Here is a 15,315-nt window from a genome sequence, read left to right as displayed (position 1 = left end):
ATCCGGGACGGTGGTCACTGTCGCCTCAGGTGTCGGACGGGTGATTGACGCCGTCGTGCCATGCCAGCGGCTCAAATTCAGTCGGCTCCATCCCCGCGATACAATAGAGGTTCACACCGTATTCGTTCGGGTTCGACCGGCGGCGGTGGTACATGTAGATCCCGCAGGTCTTACAGAAATGATGTTGGGCGGTGTGGGTGCCAAAGCTGTAAAGCGTCAGGTTTTCCGCGCCTTTTACCACCTCGATCCCGTCCAGCGGGGCCGAAACGACCGCCGCGCTGCGTCGCCGGCAGTATGAACAATCGCAGCGACGCGCGGTATTGGTGCCGTCCGACAGGCGGACGCGCAATTCGACAGCGCCGCAATGGCAGGTGGCGGTATGGGGGTCGGTCATTTCCGGCGAATCCTCGGGACTTGGGAATGGCTTTTGCGGCTTTGGATGCGGGGCACGCGGCTGCGGCTGGTGTCATAGCGGGTTTCGGGATGCGGCGGCAGGCCGTGGGTGCGCGTCCAGAAGCGGGGCCCGCCCAGCCGCAACCAGACCGGCACCGTTAGCGCCAGACCCACCACAAAGCCGCCCACATGCGCCCAGTAGGCCACGCCACCCTGATCGGCGGGCTCGCTCCACCCGCCCAAAAGCTGCATGGCGAACCAAAGCGCCAGCATCAGCCAAGCGGGCACCGGGAGGACCCGGAAGATGATGATGAGGATGATCAGGATATCCACGCGCGCCTTGGGGAACAGCAGCAGATAGCCCCCCATGACCCCGGCGATGGCCCCGGAGGCTCCAACGGTGGGAATGGCCGAAAAGGGATCGGCCAGCCAGTGGATCAGCCCCGCGCCCAGACCGGCGGCAAGATAGAACAGGGTAAAGCCCGCGTGCCCCATCTTGTCCTCAAGGTTGTCGCCGAAGATGTAGAGGAACAGCATGTTCCCGGCGATATGCATCCAGCCGCCGTGCAGGAACATCGAGGTGACCAGCCCGGAATAGCCATAGCCTTCGGACAGGAAGGCCGGGACCAGCGCGTAATTGGCGTAGAACGACATCAGCGCGCGGGGCGATTGGTTCAGGTCAAGCGTGCTGAGAAAGACCGCGATGTTGATCGCGATCAGCGCATAGGTGACAAAGGGCGTGCGCCCCGAAGGGTTGTGATCACGGATCGGGAACATAGGGCGGAGAGTGGCACCCTATGGCGCGAGGTCAAGCGAGAAAACCGGGGTGGCGCAAGACCCAGAGCGGGCCTTGCGCCGTAGTGTTCGCCGTGTTGTTCAGCCGTCTTGCCCGGCCAGAAGGGCGGCGTTGCCGCCTGCGGCGGTGGTATCGACGCAGACATGGCGTTCCGCGCGGACATGCCCCTCATCCGGCATGCCCGTGATCAACGGCAGGATGGCCCCGTCGCGCGCGGCAAGCGCCTGACGATAAGCGCGGGCCGAGGCATCATCGCCCCACCAGATCGCGCCGGAGAACCCTGTCGCCTCTTTCAGGGCATCGACGGTGGCGCATTCGGCGATGACCGCAACACCGCCGAGTTTTGTCACCGTCTCGACCTGCGCCAAGGCGCGTTCCAGACCGGGGCCAAGGCAGAGCACCGGGGGACGGGCATGGCTGTGCAACACGTTCGACTCTCCGGTGGGTCCGGGCAGGTCCTTGCGGCTGGGCGCAGGGGCGGATTTGGCCTCTGCAAGGCGCGCCGTGACGGCGGCGGTGTTGTGTTTGCCCTTGGAGGCCGCATCGCTGCGCTGTGCGGGATGGGCGCGGAAGCGGTCCAGATATAGCGGTCCGCCTGCCTTGGGACCGGTGCCGGACAGGCCCTCGCCGCCAAAGGGCTGGCTGCCCACGATCGCGCCGATCTGGTTGCGGTTGACGTAGATGTTGCCCGCTGCGACGCGCGTCGTGACGTGCTGCACCCGGTCGTCGATCCGGGTCATCAGACCAAAGGTCAGCCCGTAGCCGGTGGCGTTGATTGCGTCGATGACCTTGTCCAACTCGCGCGCCTTGAAGGTGGCGACATGCAGGACGGGGCCAAAGATCTCACGCTCCATATCCGAGATGCCGTTGACGCGGATCAGGGTCGGCGGCACGAAATGGCCGGTTGTCGGCACCGCGACCTGTTGCAGCACGCGCCCCTCGCGCGAGGCTTGGGTTACATGGTCGAGGATGCCGTTCTGCGCCTCAAGGTCGATGACCGGGCCAACATCGGTGGCCGCGTCCCACGGGTTGCCCACGACCAGCGTCTGCATCGCGCCCTTGAGCATCTCAAGGAACCCCTCGGCCACATCCTCTTGGACATAGAGGCAGCGCAGGGCCGAACAGCGCTGCCCGGCAGACTGAAAGGCGGATTCGATGATCGCCTGCACCGCTTGTTCCGGCAGGGCGGTGCTGTCGACGATCATGGCGTTCAACCCGCCGGTTTCCGCGATCAGCGGCGCGCCGGGGGCAAGGTTTGCCGCCATGCTGCGGTGGATCAGTTGCGCGGTTTCGGTCGATCCGGTGAAGGCGACGCCATCGACCTGCGGCGCAGAGGTCAGCGCCGCGCCCACGTCTCCGGCACCGGGCAGCAGTTGCAGCGCGGTCGGCGGCACGCCCGCCTGTGCCAGCAGGCGGCAGGCCAGGGCAGAGATCAGCGGCGTCTGTTCGGCGGGTTTGGCCAGGACTGCGTTGCCAGCGGCGAGGGCCGCGGAAATCTGTCCGGTGAAGATCGCCAGAGGGAAGTTCCACGGCGAGATGCAGACGATTGTGCCCAGCGGCGCGTCCGTGCCGTCCTGTCCGCGTGCCGCGTAGTAGCGCAGGAAATCCACCGCCTCACGCAGTTCGGCCACGGCGTCGAGCATGTTCTTGCCCGCCTCGCGGTGCAGGAGGGCGAAGATCTCGGCGTGATGCGCCTCATACAGGTCGGCGGCAGCGTTCAGGACGCGCGCACGTTCGGTCGGCGAGACATCCCAAGGCTGGGCGGCCTCTGCGGCGGCGCGCGCCAGATCGGCGGTGGCCCAAGTGACCTCACCAACCTGATCCGACGGGTCGGCGGGGTTGAAGACGCCCTCGGTCGCGCCCGCCGGCAGGTCGGTGCTGACCATTGGCGCGGCGCTCCAGCGGGTGTCGCGGAAGGCCCCGCGCGCCTTATCCAGCGCGGCGACGGTCGGGCGGTGGCGCGGGTCCAGACCTTGCGAATTGGGGCGCTCTGGCTGGAACAGGTCCGGGCCGGTGGTCAGGGACTGAGCGGGGGTTGCGTTGAACGGATCGGCGGCGACGGTCTCGGGGGCCACATCCTCATCGACGATCTGGTTCACAAAGCTGGAGTTGGCGCCGTTTTCCAGCAGGCGGCGCACAAGGTAGGCCAGCAGGTCACGGTGCGCGCCGACGGGCGCATAGATGCGGCAGCGGGTGCCGTTCTGGTCCTTGACCAGCCGGTGCAGGGTTTCACCCATGCCGTGCAGGCGCTGGAATTCAAAAGCCTTCAGGTCGTCGGCCATGTGCAGGATGGCGGCGACGGTGTGGGCGTTGTGGGTGGCAAACTGGGGATAGATGCGGTCCGTCTTGGACAGCAGCTTGCGCGCGTTGGCGATGTAGGACACGTCGGTGTTGGATTTCGACGTGAAGACCGGGAACCCCTGAAGCCCCGCAACCTGCGCGCGCTTGATCTCGGTGTCCCAGTACGCGCCTTTCACGAGGCGGACCATGATCCGGCGGTCATGCTGTTCGGCCAGCGCGTACAGGTAGTCGATGACCGCGCCGGCGCGCTGGCCATAGGCCTGCACAACCACGCCAAAACCTTCCCAACCGGCCAGCGCCGGGTCGGACAGGACGTCCTCGATCACGTCAAGCGACAGCGACAGGCGGTCGGCCTCTTCGGCGTCGACGTTCAGACCGATGCGGGCCTGTTTGGCTTGCAGGCACAGGGCGCGCAGGCGGGGGACCAGTGCTGCACGCGCGGTGTCGGCCTGAAGCTCATCATAGCGCGGGTGCAGGGCCGACAGCTTGACCGAGATGCCGGGGTTATCGCGTGTCGCGTCCGATTTGGCGGCGGTGGCAATGGCGGTGATGGCGCGGGCGTAGGCATCGAAATAGCGTTGGGCGTCGGCCTCTGTCCGGGCGGCCTCGCCCAGCATGTCGTAGGAATAGCTGTAGCCCTTGGCCTCCATCGCCGCGCCGCGTTTCATTGCCGACCCGATGCTTTCGCCAAGGACAAACTGCGCGCCCATCTCGCGCATGGCGCGGCCCACGGCGGTGCGGATCACCGGCTCTCCCAGGCGTTTGATCGCGCTGCGCAGGTGGCCGACGGGCCCCGGCTTGCTGTCTTCCAGAACCTTGCCTGTCAGCATCAGCGCCCATGTCGAGGCGTTGACCAGCGGCGAGGTCGAATGGCCAAGGTGCTTGGACCAGTCGGACGGCGCGATCTTGTCCTCGATCAGCGCGTCGATGGTGGCGGCATCCGGCACCCGCAACAGCGCCTCTGCCAGACACATCAGGGCCACGCCCTCTTCGGTCGACAGACCGTATTCGGCAAGGAACACCTCCATCAGACCGGGCCGGGTGCTGCCGCGAATGTCGCGGACCAGTTGCGCCGCGCGGGTGGTGATCGCGCCGCGTGCGGCGGCATCCAGAGCGGCCTCGCTGCGCAAACGCGTCAGAGTTTCGCCCTCATCAGCATAGGTCAGCGCATCGATGCGGGCGCGCAGGTCGGTCATCTGGTCCATGGGCATTCTTGTGGCTTTCGTGATCTGGGGCATACTGTAAGGGAAAGCGGCATGCGGCTTCGCAAGCCAAACCGTTTCGTGTAATGTATCCGTGAAAAGGCAGGCGATTTGCCCGAAGGTGGGCAAAACACTTGTCGAATTGGCCGAGTTTTTGGGGGTTCGGCGATGCAAACGGATGATTCTGGGCTCGACCGCTTTGACAGGGCGATTCTCGCCGAACTGGCTATCGAGGCGCGTGTTTCGGTGACGGAACTGGCGCGCCGTATCGGGTTGTCGAAATCTCCCACCCAGACGCGACTGCGACGGCTGGAGGAAACCGGGTTCATCCGGGGCTATCGCGCAGTGCTGGACCCGATCCGCCTTGGCCTTGATCACGTTGCCTTTGTCGAGGTGCGCATGATCGACACGCGCGAGGCGACGCTGGCGCGGTTCAACGCCGCCGTGGCCGTGATCCCCGAGATCGAGCAGGCGCATCTGATCGCGGGCAATTTCGACTATTTGCTGAAGGTCCGCACGCAGGATATGCCCAGCTACCGGCAGGTGTTGGCGGAAAAGGTCTCGACCCTGCCGGGGGTGTCTTCGACCTCCACCTTTGTGGCGATGGAGGCCGTCAAGGAAGACGTTATCGCGGATGTGACTTGACCGGACGGCTGGCCGTGCCACCCTTACAGTATGAGACATGCTGCATTCCTGATGATGTTCGCCTCCCCGCTGCTGGCGGATGGCTGTCCCACCGCCCCGGATCATCGCGCCGAGATGGACCCGCTGTATCAGTCGCTGCTGGTCGCCCCGGATGAGATGTCGGCGCGGCTGATCACCAACCAGATGTGGGGTTATTGGGACAACGCGCCGGATGAGCCCAGCCAGTCGATGCTGGACGAGGCGATGCGGGCGCGGGCGCGGTATGATTTTGTCTTTGCGCTGGAGCGTCTGAATGCGCTGGTCGGGTACTGCCCGTTCTACGCCGAAGGCTATAACCAGCGCGCCTTTGTCAACTTCCTGCGTGAGGATTTTGAGGCGGCATTGCCGGATCTGGAACGCGCGCTGGAATTAAGCCCGCGCCATGTCGGCGCGCTGTCGGGGCGGGCTGTGACACTTTTTGCCTTGGGCCGCGAGGATGAGGCGCAGGTGGCCCTGCGCGCGGCGCTGGAGGTGAACCCGTGGCTGCCGGAACGGGCGCTGCTGAAGGCTGCACCCGGCGATGAGCTGTGATTACCGCAAGAACTGACGGCTGATAAAGCCTGTCTGGCCAGTGCTGTCGCGGACAGTGTACCAAAGGCTATGACTGTCTTTGCACCGGGAGATCATCTGGGCATCGCCGTTTTGTGGCGGTCCTGATCGGCAAAGGCGGGCACAGATGTCCCGCATGCCCCCCAGATCGGTAAAAACCGGATCCCCCAGAACGGCCAGGGTTTCGTTCAACGGAACCTGTCTGAGGATTTCGGCGTCGAAATCCGCAGCGGCGCGCATGTTCACAAACTCTGTGACGTTCACCACCCGTGCAGTGTCTCCCATGAGCAGGCAAGAGGGCGCGGCGCGACCTCCGCCCAGGCCTGTCAGAACGCCAACCAGTGTTTGCAGGTCGTCCGGCCGGGGGGCGGGCAGTCCTTTGATCCTGTGCCCGGGAGGGAACAGCAGGCTGCGATAGAGGGCGGTTCCGGCGCCAAGCCCGCCGCCTTCGTCCAGACCAATGAGGCCGAGGGATTTGGTATCCACCCAGTCACGTTGTGCGATTGTCATCTGACAGGGCGCGCTGTCCTCGGCGAGATAGCCGTTTGATGTTTTGATGAACGCCTCTGTGCCGCCGCCGCTGACCTCTTGCAGCCGCGCGGTGGGCTGTACGGCCGGATCGCGGGCCCGGTTGCCGGTGACAAAGGACACAAGATTGTGGCAGGCGTTGCCGACGATCCGGTTGGCTGGCGCATCGGGGATGCCAATGGGAAAAACGTCGATCTTCCACAGGGCGGCGTCTTCGATTGTCTCGACCCGGCGCATCTGGCTGGGCGGGGTGCCCAACATTTCGATCAACAGCGAGTCCGGAAAGGTCAGCCGGGTCGTGTCGCGCAATTCCAGAAACTCGCGCACGCTTTGCACTGCGACCGCATAGGCCTGAGTGACCGTTTCCTCAGAATAGGTGCCGCTGCGGATCGACAGGCCCGGCGCGTGAAACCCCAGCGTACCCGCCGGGTGCAGCCGCCGTTTGGGTTCGGTATAGCCATCCCCCGCACCGATATTCCCCGCCATAAAGATCAGGGCGCAGGCGCTTTCACACCGCTGGCCCGCACCAATCGCCGTGGTGATTTCCGAGCCAAAGACGTCGCGTGCAATGGCGATCCCCTCGGCGTAGCTGCCGCCGGGGCTGTCCAGACAGAGCACCCAGTTGTCGCTGTAATGGTCGCTGGCGGCGTCGGATTGCTTGTAGGCGGCGAACCTGTCCGCATCGCCGGGGCCGATCTGGCCGGACAGCGTGACATCGCAGCCCATGACCTGAGCCCCGCCGGGGACAAGATCCGCGGCGTTTGCCCCGGTGGCGGCCATCATCAGCAGGGAAAGCCCTGCAAGGGCGTGTTTCAGGACTGTCATGGTTCGGCGCTCCGGTTGCGGGACGATGCAAGAGCCTAGGTCTTGAGCGCTGTTTCAATCAACCCTGGGGCTGGCAATCGGTCCCCGGACCGGATAATGCGTGTCGGTGTTTTCCCCGGCAGGCCCGCGTGGTGGAATGGTAGACACAGGGGACTTAAAATCCCCAGGCTTTAATGCCGTGCCGGTTCGAGTCCGGCCGCGGGTACCAGGTGTTCAAGAAAATGGGGGAGCGTTCAGCCGGTCGTCTTGCGGCGCAGGCGGATGACCACCTCGACCGAGGCGATCTCAGACCCTTCCGGCGCTTCGGGCAGGCGGGTGATCTGCAACTGCTCCGCCGGGGCGTCGGTCAGCGCGCCCTGATCCTCCCAGAAGAAATGCGGGTGATCGTGGGTGTTGGTGTCGAAATAGCTGCGTGAGCCATCGACCGTCACCTCTTGCATCAGACCCGCCTCGCAGAAGGCCTTGAGCGTGTTGTAGACGGTCGCCAGCGACACTTGTTCGCCGCTGTCCTTGGCGGAGGCAAACAGGCTTTCGGCGGTGACGTGGCGGTTCTTGCCGTCGCCGACCAGAAGGGCGGCCAAGGCGACGCGTTGACGCGTGGGGCGCAGATCGCTGCGTCCCAACCAGTCTTTTCCGCGCTCCATAGCCTCGGACATCATCTGTGTCCCCTGTTGTCTGCTCACCGTGTATATAAAGCGCCAGCCGGGCAAAATTCAAACGGTTTCGCCATTGCGGGCTGGTTCAGAGCGATGCACGTGGCCTTGTCGCGCTCTTGCATGGCGCATCGGGCGGGTGCTAGACGGGACAAGGTTTTGAATATGAGACAGCGAAAGGGGCCCGCCTGAATGGCCGATTATCCCACCAGCTTTGGCAAGGACGACCTTCTGAAATGCGCGCGCGGCGAACTGTTTGGGCCGGGCAATGCCCAGCTGCCCGAGCCGCCCATGTTGATGATGGACCGGATCACCGAGATTTCGGGCGATGCGGGCCTGCATGGCAAGGGGCACGTGGTAGCAGAGTTCGATATCACGCCGGACCTGTGGTTCTTTGCCTGCCATTTTCCGGGCAATCCGATCATGCCGGGCTGTCTGGGTCTGGACGGGCTGTGGCAGCTGACCGGCTTTAATCTGGGCTGGCGTGGCTGGCAGGGGCGGGGCTATGCGCTGGGCGTCGGTGAGGTCAAGCTGAAGGGCATGGTGCGGCCCGACCGGAAGATGCTGACCTATAAGGTGGATTTCACCAAGGCGATCCAGACGCGGCGGCTGACCATGGGGGTCGCCGATGGCATCGTGGAGGCCGATGGTGAGGTCATCTATGAGGTCAAAGACATGAAGGTCGCCCTCAGCGAGAGCTGATCTGTCCACATGTGGCGGGATGGGTGACGTAACGTCCTCAATGGCTTGCGGAGACGAATTTACTTTTGGGTAACAAACGGGCCTCCGTCGGGGCCCGTTTTTCTTTGGGGGTCGGGGGCAGAGCGTGCGGGTCGCGGTGGGTTTGAGACCCACCCTACGTGATGAGCGTGGTGGGTTGAGGTGGGTTGGAAACCCACCCTACGGGGCGGCAAGCGCGGGGCTTTTCATGCGTCGGTGACGCCGGTTTTGGGCATCTGGCGGAAGGTGAGCGGCGCGGTTCCGGCGGCGTGGGCGTCGGCCTGTGCCTGTAGGCGGGTGTGTTGCGGGGCTTTGACGCAGACCGGATCGGTGGCCGATGCGTCGCCCGCAAGGGCCAGCGCCTGACAGCGGCAGCCGCCGAAGTCCACCAGTTTGCGGTCGCAGGACAGGCAGGGTTCCTGCATCCAGTCGGTGCCGCGATAGGCGTTGAAGGCCGCGCTGTCGTACCAGATGTCGCGCAAGCTTTGCTCTGTCACCGACTCAAAGGTCAGATGCGGAATCGTCTCGGCGGCGTGGCAGGGCAGAACCCGGCCCTCTGGCGTGATGTTCAGCCCGGTGGTGCCCCAACCGCCCATGCAGCGTTTTGGGTAATCCTCATGATAATCCGCAGGCACGTAGTCGATGACCAGCCGCCCCTTGAGACGGGCGCGGGCCTGCGCCACCAGAGTGGTCGCCTCGCGCGCCTGTTCGCGGGTCGGCATCAGCGCGTCGCGATTGCGCATCGCCCAGCCGTGAAACTGAACGGTCGCGACCTCGATCCGGCGGGCGCCCATTTCCTCTGCCATCTCCAGCGCGCGGGGCAACTGGTGCAGGTTCCGCCGATGCAGCACGGCGTTCAACGTCAGTGGAAAGCCAATCTCACCGATCCATTCGGCGACCTGCATCTTGCGCTTGAAGCCGCCGCGATAGCCGCCGATCTCATCCGCCATTTCGGCATCGGTGCCTTGCAGCGACAGTTGGATATGGTCGAGACCCGCCGCATCCAGTTCCCTGAGCCGCTTTTGCGTCAGACCGATGCCCGAGGTGATCAGGTTGGTGTAAAGACCGGCCTCTCTGGCCGCCGTGACCAGGTCCACAAGGTCTCGGCGCGAGGCAGGCTCTCCGCCCGACAGATGAAGCTGAAGCACCCCCAGATCCGCCGCCTGCCGAAAGACATCGATCCAGATGTCGGTCGACAATTCGCGGTCCTGAAGGGTCAGTTCCAGCGGGTTCGAGCAATAGGGGCACGACAGCGGGCAGCGGTGCGTCAGTTCCGCAAGCATGGCGATCGGCGGGCGTGTGTCCGTCATGGGGCGGCCTCCCGCGTGTCGAGAAAGCGGCGATTGCTGAGTCCGCGCAGAAATCCGGCGCTGTCTTCGGCGATCTGGGCCTCTGGGGCGTCGTATTTCGCGGCAAGGGCGGCGGTGATCTGGCCAAAGCTGCGCGTGCCGTCGATTTCCGACAGGACCGCGTGGCCGACCGCATCCAGTACGATGGTCCGTTCGGGGGCCAACAGCACCCAGCATTCGCGCACCCGGTCAAAATGCAGGCGGACGCCCCGTGGCAGAACCGGAACCGCGTCGCTGTCCATCACTGCACCGCCCGCAGCGTCACGCCTTCGGTCGGCACCCATGCGCCGGGGGGAATTCGCGCCGGGGACACATAGGCCGACCACAGCGCATCAAGCTGCGACCACAACACATCTGTCTTGAAGATCAGCGCCTTGGCGGCCATGTCCTGCTTTTCCTGCGTGTCCGCATGATCCAGCACCCACGACAGGCCAAAGGCCACGTCCTTGGGCGCTTCTTTGAGCCGGTTGCGGAAATAGCTGAGCGCGCTGTCATCGGCGAAGGCGTAGTTCTTTAGCAGCCCCTCGATCCGGTTGGCATGGATCTTGGGCGCAAAGAGTTCCGTCAGCGAGGCGGCGACCGCCTCCAGCAATGTCTTTTCGCGCACAAAGCGCACATAGGCGTCGACGGCGAATTTGGTGGCGGGCAGAACGCCCTCGCAACTGGCAACGTAGTCGGGGTCGAGGCCCACCGCCTCTGCCAGCCGCAGCCAGCGCCGGATGCCACCCTCATTTTCGGCGGTGCCGTCGTGATCCTCGATCCGCGAGCGCCACGCGCGGCGCAGGTCCGGGCTTTCGACGCGGGACATGAAGGCCGCGTCCTTCATCGGGATCGAGTGCTGATAGTAATAGCGGTTGATGACCCAGGCGCGGACCTCATCAATGGTGCATGTGCCGCCGTGCAGCCGGTCATGGAAGGGGTGCAGGTCGTGATACCGCTCTGCCCCGATCTGGCGCAGCCGGGCCTCGAACGCCTGTTTGCTGTCGGTCATAGGGTTATCTCCATTCCGTCCTGTCCGATGGTCCAGCCCGCCGCTTCGGCCTGCGCCTTTTCAGTGGACCGGGGGTCCAGCACCGGATTGGTATTGTTCATGTGGACATAGACCTTGCGCCCTGCGTCCAGCCCGGCAAAGCCCGCGATCGACCCGTCCGGGCCGCTCATCGACATGTGGCCCATCCGGGCACCGGTCTTTGATCCCAGCCCGGCGCGGACCATCTCGTCATCGCGCCACAGCGTCCCGTCAAAGAACACGCCCGCCGCGCCCGCAAGCCGCGTCCGCAGATCGTCTGTCAGCTTGGCGCAGCCGGGAATGTAATGCGCGACGGTGTCCCCTGATTCGAGCCGGACACCCACGGTCTGCTCTCCGATCAGGTCGGTCTGGACCGTCTCGCCCTCCAAATACAGCGGCACCTTGCCCGGCACCGGGTAAAGCGTGGCGGTGAGACCGGGGGCGAGTTCGAACGGCACATCAAGCTGGATCGCGGTGCGCGGCACCACGGTCTCGCGCAGGGCGTCAAAGATCGGGTTGGCGGACAGGACGCTGTGGATGTCGCGTGTCGCGAACAGCGCAAAGGGCTGGACCTCGCGCAGGGTCAGCAGGCCGGCCACATGGTCGATATCGCCGTTGGTGACCAGAACCGACGACAGCGGCAGGTCACGCAGGCCGGTGGGGTGCAATTCGGGGGTGCGCGCCATTTGCACGCGGATGTCCGGAGAGGCGTTTAGGATCGACCAGTGCAGGCCATCGCCGCTGACCGCCAGTGAGGACTGTGTCTGCGCGGGAATCTCACCCTTGCGGGCGGCGACGCAGTTGGGGCAGCCGCAGTTCCATTGAGGCAATCCGCCCCCCGCCGCAGCACCCAGGATACGCGCGTGAATAGTCATATCAGCCTAACCACGCGCGCAAAGTTTTTCAGAACAGAACGCCGCCGGCATCTTCTTCGCCGTCGGGACCATACATGTTGATCTCCATACCGCACTCGATCTCGCGCAACTTGGGCTTCGTCCAGGCCATGATTTTTCTCCTCCGTTTCAGGTGAGCCAAAGGTGATCTGCCGGGGTCATTCTGGCAATTCTTATATTCTAAGAAGGGCCGTGGGGACCCGGCGCGCCCTGCGCCCAAAGGGGGTCAGACCACCTTTACGGTCAGCGTCCCCAGACCCTCGATCGTGGCCTCCATCACGTCGCCCCGTGTGACCGCGTTCACGCCGGAAGGGGTGCCAGACAGGATGACGTCGCCGGCCTTTAGCTCAAAGTATTCCGACAGGTACGAGATCATCTCCGGCACTTTCCAGATCATCTGGTTGAGGTCGCCCTGCTGCCGCGTCTCGCCGTTGACGGCGACTGCGATGTGGCCCTGATCGGGGTGGCCGATCTCGGAGACCGGGCGAAGCGGGCCGACCGGGCCGGAGCGTTCGAAAGCCTTAGCGATTTCCCAAGGGCGGCCCGCCTTCTTGGCCTCTGCCTGCAGGTCGCGGCGGGTCATGTCCAGCGAGACGGCGTAGCCCCAGACGTGATCCAGCGCCTGTTCCAGCGGGATGTTGGTGCCGCCGGATTTCAGAGCGACCAGCAGTTCCACCTCATGATGGACGTCGGTGCTGTGCGGCGGATAGGGAAACGTCCCCGACGGGTCCAGATTGTCGGGGTTCTTTTGAAAGAAAAACGGTGCTTCGCGGGTCGGATCATGGCCCATCTCGACGGCATGGGCGGCAAAATTCCGGCCGATGCAATAGACCCGGCGGACAGGGAAGGTGCGGCCATCGGCGGTGGGGATGACATGCACCTGCGGGGTGGGAATGACGCTGTTGGACACTGGCTTTCTCCTAGAAACGGGCCTTCCTTGACCTGTAGGTGCCGGGGGCCTTGAAATCAATCTGGTGCGGGGCCGGGCCGCGACGCGGGGGGAAGGCATTCTTTCGTTCTTTTGTGCGCATTGCGGGCGTGAGCGGGCATCTGGACATCGGGAGAACGGGCCTTGCCCTGAACTGCGCGCGCGGAGACGAAAAAAACCGCCGTGGAGAGGTCCACGGCGGTTTCGTTGGTGTTGCGGCACGGCGGGGTGAACCCCGCCCGAAGCAAGTTCAAAGCTCGGAGTAGATCGGGAAGCGGGCGCAGAGGGCGGCGACCTCATCCTTTACCTTGGCCTCGACCTCGGCATTGCCGTCTTCGCCGTTGGCGGCCAGACCATCGACGACCTCGATGATCCAGTCGGCGATCTGGCGGAATTCTGCCTCGCCAAAGCCGCGGGTGGTGCCAGCGGGCGAGCCCAAGCGGATGCCGCTGGTCACGGTCGGCTTTTCGGGGTCAAACGGCACGCCGTTCTTGTTGCAGGTGATATGCGCGCGGCCCAGCGCCTTTTCGGTGGCGTTGCCTTTGACGTTCTTGGGACGCAGATCGACCAGCACCACATGGGTGTCGGTGCCGTGGGTCACGGTATCCAGCCCGCCCTTGATCAGTTGATCGCTGAGTGCCTGAGCGTTCTTGATGACCTGCTGCTGGTAGGTCTTGAACTCTGGCCGCAGCGCCTCGCCAAAGGCGACGGCCTTGGCGGCGATGACGTGCATCAGCGGGCCGCCCTGAATGCCGGGGAAGATGGCGGAGTTGAACTTTTTCGCCAGCGCCTCATCGTTGGTGAGGATCATGCCGCCGCGCGGACCGCGCAGGGTCTTGTGCGTGGTGGTGGTGGCGACATGGGCGTGCGGGAAGGGCGAGGGGTGCTCACCCGCCGCGACCAGACCGGCAAAGTGCGCCATGTCGACGTGCAGATACGCGCCGACCATATCGGCAATCTCACGCATCTTGGCAAAGTCGATCTGGCGCGGGATGGCAGAGCCGCCCGCGATGATCAGCTTGGGCAGGTGCTCCTTGGCCAGCGCCTCGACCTGATCATAATCCAGCTGGTTGTCCTGCTGGCGCACACCGTACTGGATGGCGTTGAACCACTTGCCGGACTGGTTGGGTTTCGCGCCGTGGGTCAGGTGGCCACCGGCGTCCAGCGACATGCCCAGAATGGTGTCGCCGGGTTGCAGCAGCGCGGTGAACACACCCTGATTGGCCTGGCTGCCGGAGTTCGGTTGCACGTTGGCGAAACCACAGCCGAACAGCTCTTTGGCGCGCTCGATGGCCAGTTCCTCGGCCACGTCGACGAACTGGCAGCCGCCGTAATAGCGCCGCCCCGGATAGCCCTCGGCGTACTTGTTGGTCATGACAGAGCCTTGCGCCTCCATCACCGCCTTGGAGACGATGTTTTCGGAGGCGATCAGTTCTATCTCGTCCCGCTGGCGGCCAAGTTCGCCGGTGATCGAGGCATAGAGTTCTGGGTCGCGGGAGGAGAGCGACTCGGTAAAGAAACCGGTGTCGCGATGGGGGGCGTTCATGGCGCTGCTCCTTGTGGAATCCTATTGGCGCGTTTCGTATCGGAAACACGGCTGGCTTCAAAGAACCTAAAGCGACGCAGTGGAATATTCCAGCGGCACGGGCGGGCGAACACTGGTCCTGCCGGGGAACATGTGCTTCCATCCGACCCGGATGGAGACGACAGGAAACACCCGATGACATTACGGATCGCCTTTTGCGCCTCTCGCGCGCCGATTGCGCAGGCGGCGCTGGCCGGTTTGTCCCGGCGCTATGGCGACCATGCCGAGAAAGGGGCAGAGGTGATCGTGGCGCTGGGCGGCGACGGGTTCATGCTGCACACGCTGCACCGGACGCAGGCACTGGAGGTGCCGGTCTACGGGATGAACCGGGGCACTGTCGGCTTTCTGATGAATGAATACTCGGAACACGGGTTGGTCGAGCGGTTGAAAGCGGCGGAAGAGGCGGTCATCAACCCTCTGGTCATGCGCGCCACCTGCGTCGATGGGCACGACCATCACGCGCTGGCGATCAACGAGGTGTCATTGCATCGGTCCGGGTCACAGGCGGCGCGGTTGCGGATCAGTGTGGACGGGCAGGTGCGCATGGCGGAACTGGTCTGCGACGGCGCGCTGGTGTCCACGCCCGCCGGGTCCACTGCCTATAACTATTCGGCGCACGGACCGATCCTGCCGATTGGCGCGGATGTGCTGGCGCTGACGCCCGTCGCGGCCTTTCGCCCGCGCCGCTGGCGGGGGGCCTTGCTGCCGAAATCCGCCGAAGTGACCTTTGATGTGCTGGAGCCGGACAAGCGCCCGGTCATGGCCGAGGCGGACGGCGAGGCGGTGCGCGATGTGCTGCAGGTGCATATTCGGTCCGAACCGGACGTAGAGCACCGGGTGCTGTTCGACCCCGGTCACGGGCTGGAGGAACGTCTGATCCGGGAACAGTTCGTCTAGCGG

The 15,315-nt window shown here is 64.6% G+C and carries 16 protein-coding genes and 1 tRNA gene; 5 read left to right on the top strand and 12 right to left on the bottom strand.

Translation table 11 applies throughout. The features are described from left to right. Nucleotides 1-25: 25 nt before the first annotated feature. The 3 genes from VOI21_RS00980 to putA all read right to left on the bottom strand — a co-directional run bounded on the left by VOI21_RS00980 (nucleotide 26) and on the right by putA (nucleotide 4,701). Entirely contained in the window at nucleotides 26-394 is a 369-nt protein-coding gene (locus VOI21_RS00980; protein ID WP_323766797.1) for a GFA family protein, read from the bottom strand. Continuing rightward, nucleotides 391-1,170 carry a rhomboid family intramembrane serine protease gene (locus VOI21_RS00975; RefSeq protein WP_323766795.1) on the bottom strand — a complete coding sequence of 260 codons (780 nt, stop codon included), beginning with the start codon at nucleotides 1,168-1,170 and terminating at the stop codon, nucleotides 391-393. The genes VOI21_RS00980 and VOI21_RS00975 overlap by 4 nt, the downstream gene beginning before the upstream one ends. 99 nt (nucleotides 1,171-1,269) lie before the next feature. Further along, nucleotides 1,270-4,701: a bifunctional proline dehydrogenase/L-glutamate gamma-semialdehyde dehydrogenase PutA gene (gene putA / locus VOI21_RS00970; protein ID WP_323766793.1), complete on the bottom strand. Its 3,432-nt coding sequence runs from the start codon at nucleotides 4,699-4,701 to the stop codon at nucleotides 1,270-1,272. Nucleotides 4,702-4,860: 159 nt separating this feature from the next. On the opposite strand from putA, the gene VOI21_RS00965 reads away from it, so the two are divergent. Both VOI21_RS00965 and VOI21_RS00960 read left to right on the top strand, forming a co-directional pair. Beyond that, nucleotides 4,861-5,337: an Lrp/AsnC family transcriptional regulator gene (locus VOI21_RS00965; protein WP_323766791.1), complete on the top strand. Its 477-nt coding sequence runs from the start codon at nucleotides 4,861-4,863 to the stop codon at nucleotides 5,335-5,337. 51 nt (nucleotides 5,338-5,388) lie between these two features. Beyond that, nucleotides 5,389-5,907, top strand: coding sequence for a tetratricopeptide repeat protein (locus tag VOI21_RS00960; RefSeq protein WP_323766789.1), 519 nt, complete (start codon nucleotides 5,389-5,391; stop codon nucleotides 5,905-5,907). On the opposite strand, the gene VOI21_RS00955 is transcribed toward VOI21_RS00960, so the two are convergent. Beyond that, the gene (locus VOI21_RS00955) at nucleotides 5,908-7,278 is read right to left on the bottom strand and encodes a hypothetical protein (protein ID WP_323766787.1); all 1,371 of its coding nucleotides are present in this window, start codon (nucleotides 7,276-7,278) and stop codon (nucleotides 5,908-5,910) included. A gap of 122 nt (nucleotides 7,279-7,400) precedes the next feature. Between VOI21_RS00955 and VOI21_RS00950 the strand changes: the two genes are divergently transcribed. Further along, nucleotides 7,401-7,486: transfer RNA gene (locus VOI21_RS00950), tRNA-Leu, on the top strand. A 25-nt stretch (nucleotides 7,487-7,511) separates the two neighbouring features. Here VOI21_RS00950 and irrA read toward each other — a convergent pair. Beyond that, nucleotides 7,512-7,937: an iron response transcriptional regulator IrrA gene (gene irrA, locus VOI21_RS00945; RefSeq protein WP_323766785.1), complete on the bottom strand. Its 426-nt coding sequence runs from the start codon at nucleotides 7,935-7,937 to the stop codon at nucleotides 7,512-7,514. A gap of 186 nt (nucleotides 7,938-8,123) precedes the next feature. Here irrA and fabA point away from each other — a divergent pair, with 186 nt between their 5' ends. Next, nucleotides 8,124-8,633, top strand: coding sequence for a bifunctional 3-hydroxydecanoyl-ACP dehydratase/trans-2-decenoyl-ACP isomerase (gene fabA, locus VOI21_RS00940; RefSeq protein WP_323766783.1), 510 nt, complete (start codon nucleotides 8,124-8,126; stop codon nucleotides 8,631-8,633). 224 nt (nucleotides 8,634-8,857) lie between these two features. Here the strand turns inward: fabA and pqqE are convergent, their stop codons facing one another. From pqqE to glyA, 7 genes are all read right to left on the bottom strand, one after another. Then, nucleotides 8,858-9,961: a pyrroloquinoline quinone biosynthesis protein PqqE gene (pqqE, locus tag VOI21_RS00935; RefSeq protein WP_323766781.1), complete on the bottom strand. Its 1,104-nt coding sequence runs from the start codon at nucleotides 9,959-9,961 to the stop codon at nucleotides 8,858-8,860. Beyond that, entirely contained in the window at nucleotides 9,958-10,242 is a 285-nt protein-coding gene (pqqD, locus tag VOI21_RS00930) for a pyrroloquinoline quinone biosynthesis peptide chaperone PqqD (RefSeq protein ID WP_323766779.1), read from the bottom strand. Before pqqD ends, pqqE begins: the two co-directional genes overlap by 4 nt. Further along, nucleotides 10,242-10,991 (bottom strand): pyrroloquinoline-quinone synthase PqqC, encoded by a 750-nt coding sequence (gene pqqC / locus VOI21_RS00925; protein ID WP_323766777.1) that lies wholly within the window; start codon nucleotides 10,989-10,991, stop codon nucleotides 10,242-10,244. The genes pqqD and pqqC overlap by 1 nt, the downstream gene beginning before the upstream one ends. Continuing rightward, the gene (gene pqqB, locus VOI21_RS00920) at nucleotides 10,988-11,884 is read right to left on the bottom strand and encodes a pyrroloquinoline quinone biosynthesis protein PqqB (protein ID WP_323766775.1); all 897 of its coding nucleotides are present in this window, start codon (nucleotides 11,882-11,884) and stop codon (nucleotides 10,988-10,990) included. The genes pqqC and pqqB overlap by 4 nt, the downstream gene beginning before the upstream one ends. Before the next feature lie 28 nt (nucleotides 11,885-11,912). Further along, on the bottom strand, nucleotides 11,913-12,014 hold the full coding sequence (pqqA, locus tag VOI21_RS00915; RefSeq protein WP_323766773.1) for a pyrroloquinoline quinone precursor peptide PqqA: 102 nt from the start codon (nucleotides 12,012-12,014) through the stop codon (nucleotides 11,913-11,915). Between the two features lie 114 nt (nucleotides 12,015-12,128). Beyond that, the gene (locus VOI21_RS00910; RefSeq protein WP_323766771.1) at nucleotides 12,129-12,812 is read right to left on the bottom strand and encodes a fumarylacetoacetate hydrolase family protein; all 684 of its coding nucleotides are present in this window, start codon (nucleotides 12,810-12,812) and stop codon (nucleotides 12,129-12,131) included. A gap of 268 nt (nucleotides 12,813-13,080) precedes the next feature. Then, nucleotides 13,081-14,376 (bottom strand): serine hydroxymethyltransferase, encoded by a 1,296-nt coding sequence (gene glyA / locus VOI21_RS00905; RefSeq protein ID WP_323766770.1) that lies wholly within the window; start codon nucleotides 14,374-14,376, stop codon nucleotides 13,081-13,083. A 174-nt stretch (nucleotides 14,377-14,550) separates the two neighbouring features. Between glyA and VOI21_RS00900 the strand changes: the two genes are divergently transcribed. Further along, a complete protein-coding gene (locus VOI21_RS00900) occupies nucleotides 14,551-15,312 on the top strand; it encodes an NAD kinase (RefSeq protein WP_323766768.1) in 762 nt (253 codons plus the stop codon). Nucleotides 15,313-15,315 lie beyond the last annotated feature (3 nt).

Origin of the sequence: Antarctobacter sp. (genome assembly GCF_034670325.1) — a bacterium.
Taxonomy (GTDB): Bacteria; Pseudomonadota; Alphaproteobacteria; order Rhodobacterales; family Rhodobacteraceae; genus Antarctobacter.
The sequence above is the reverse complement of the archived record's forward strand: the minus strand, read 5'-3'. Positions and strand labels throughout refer to the sequence as shown.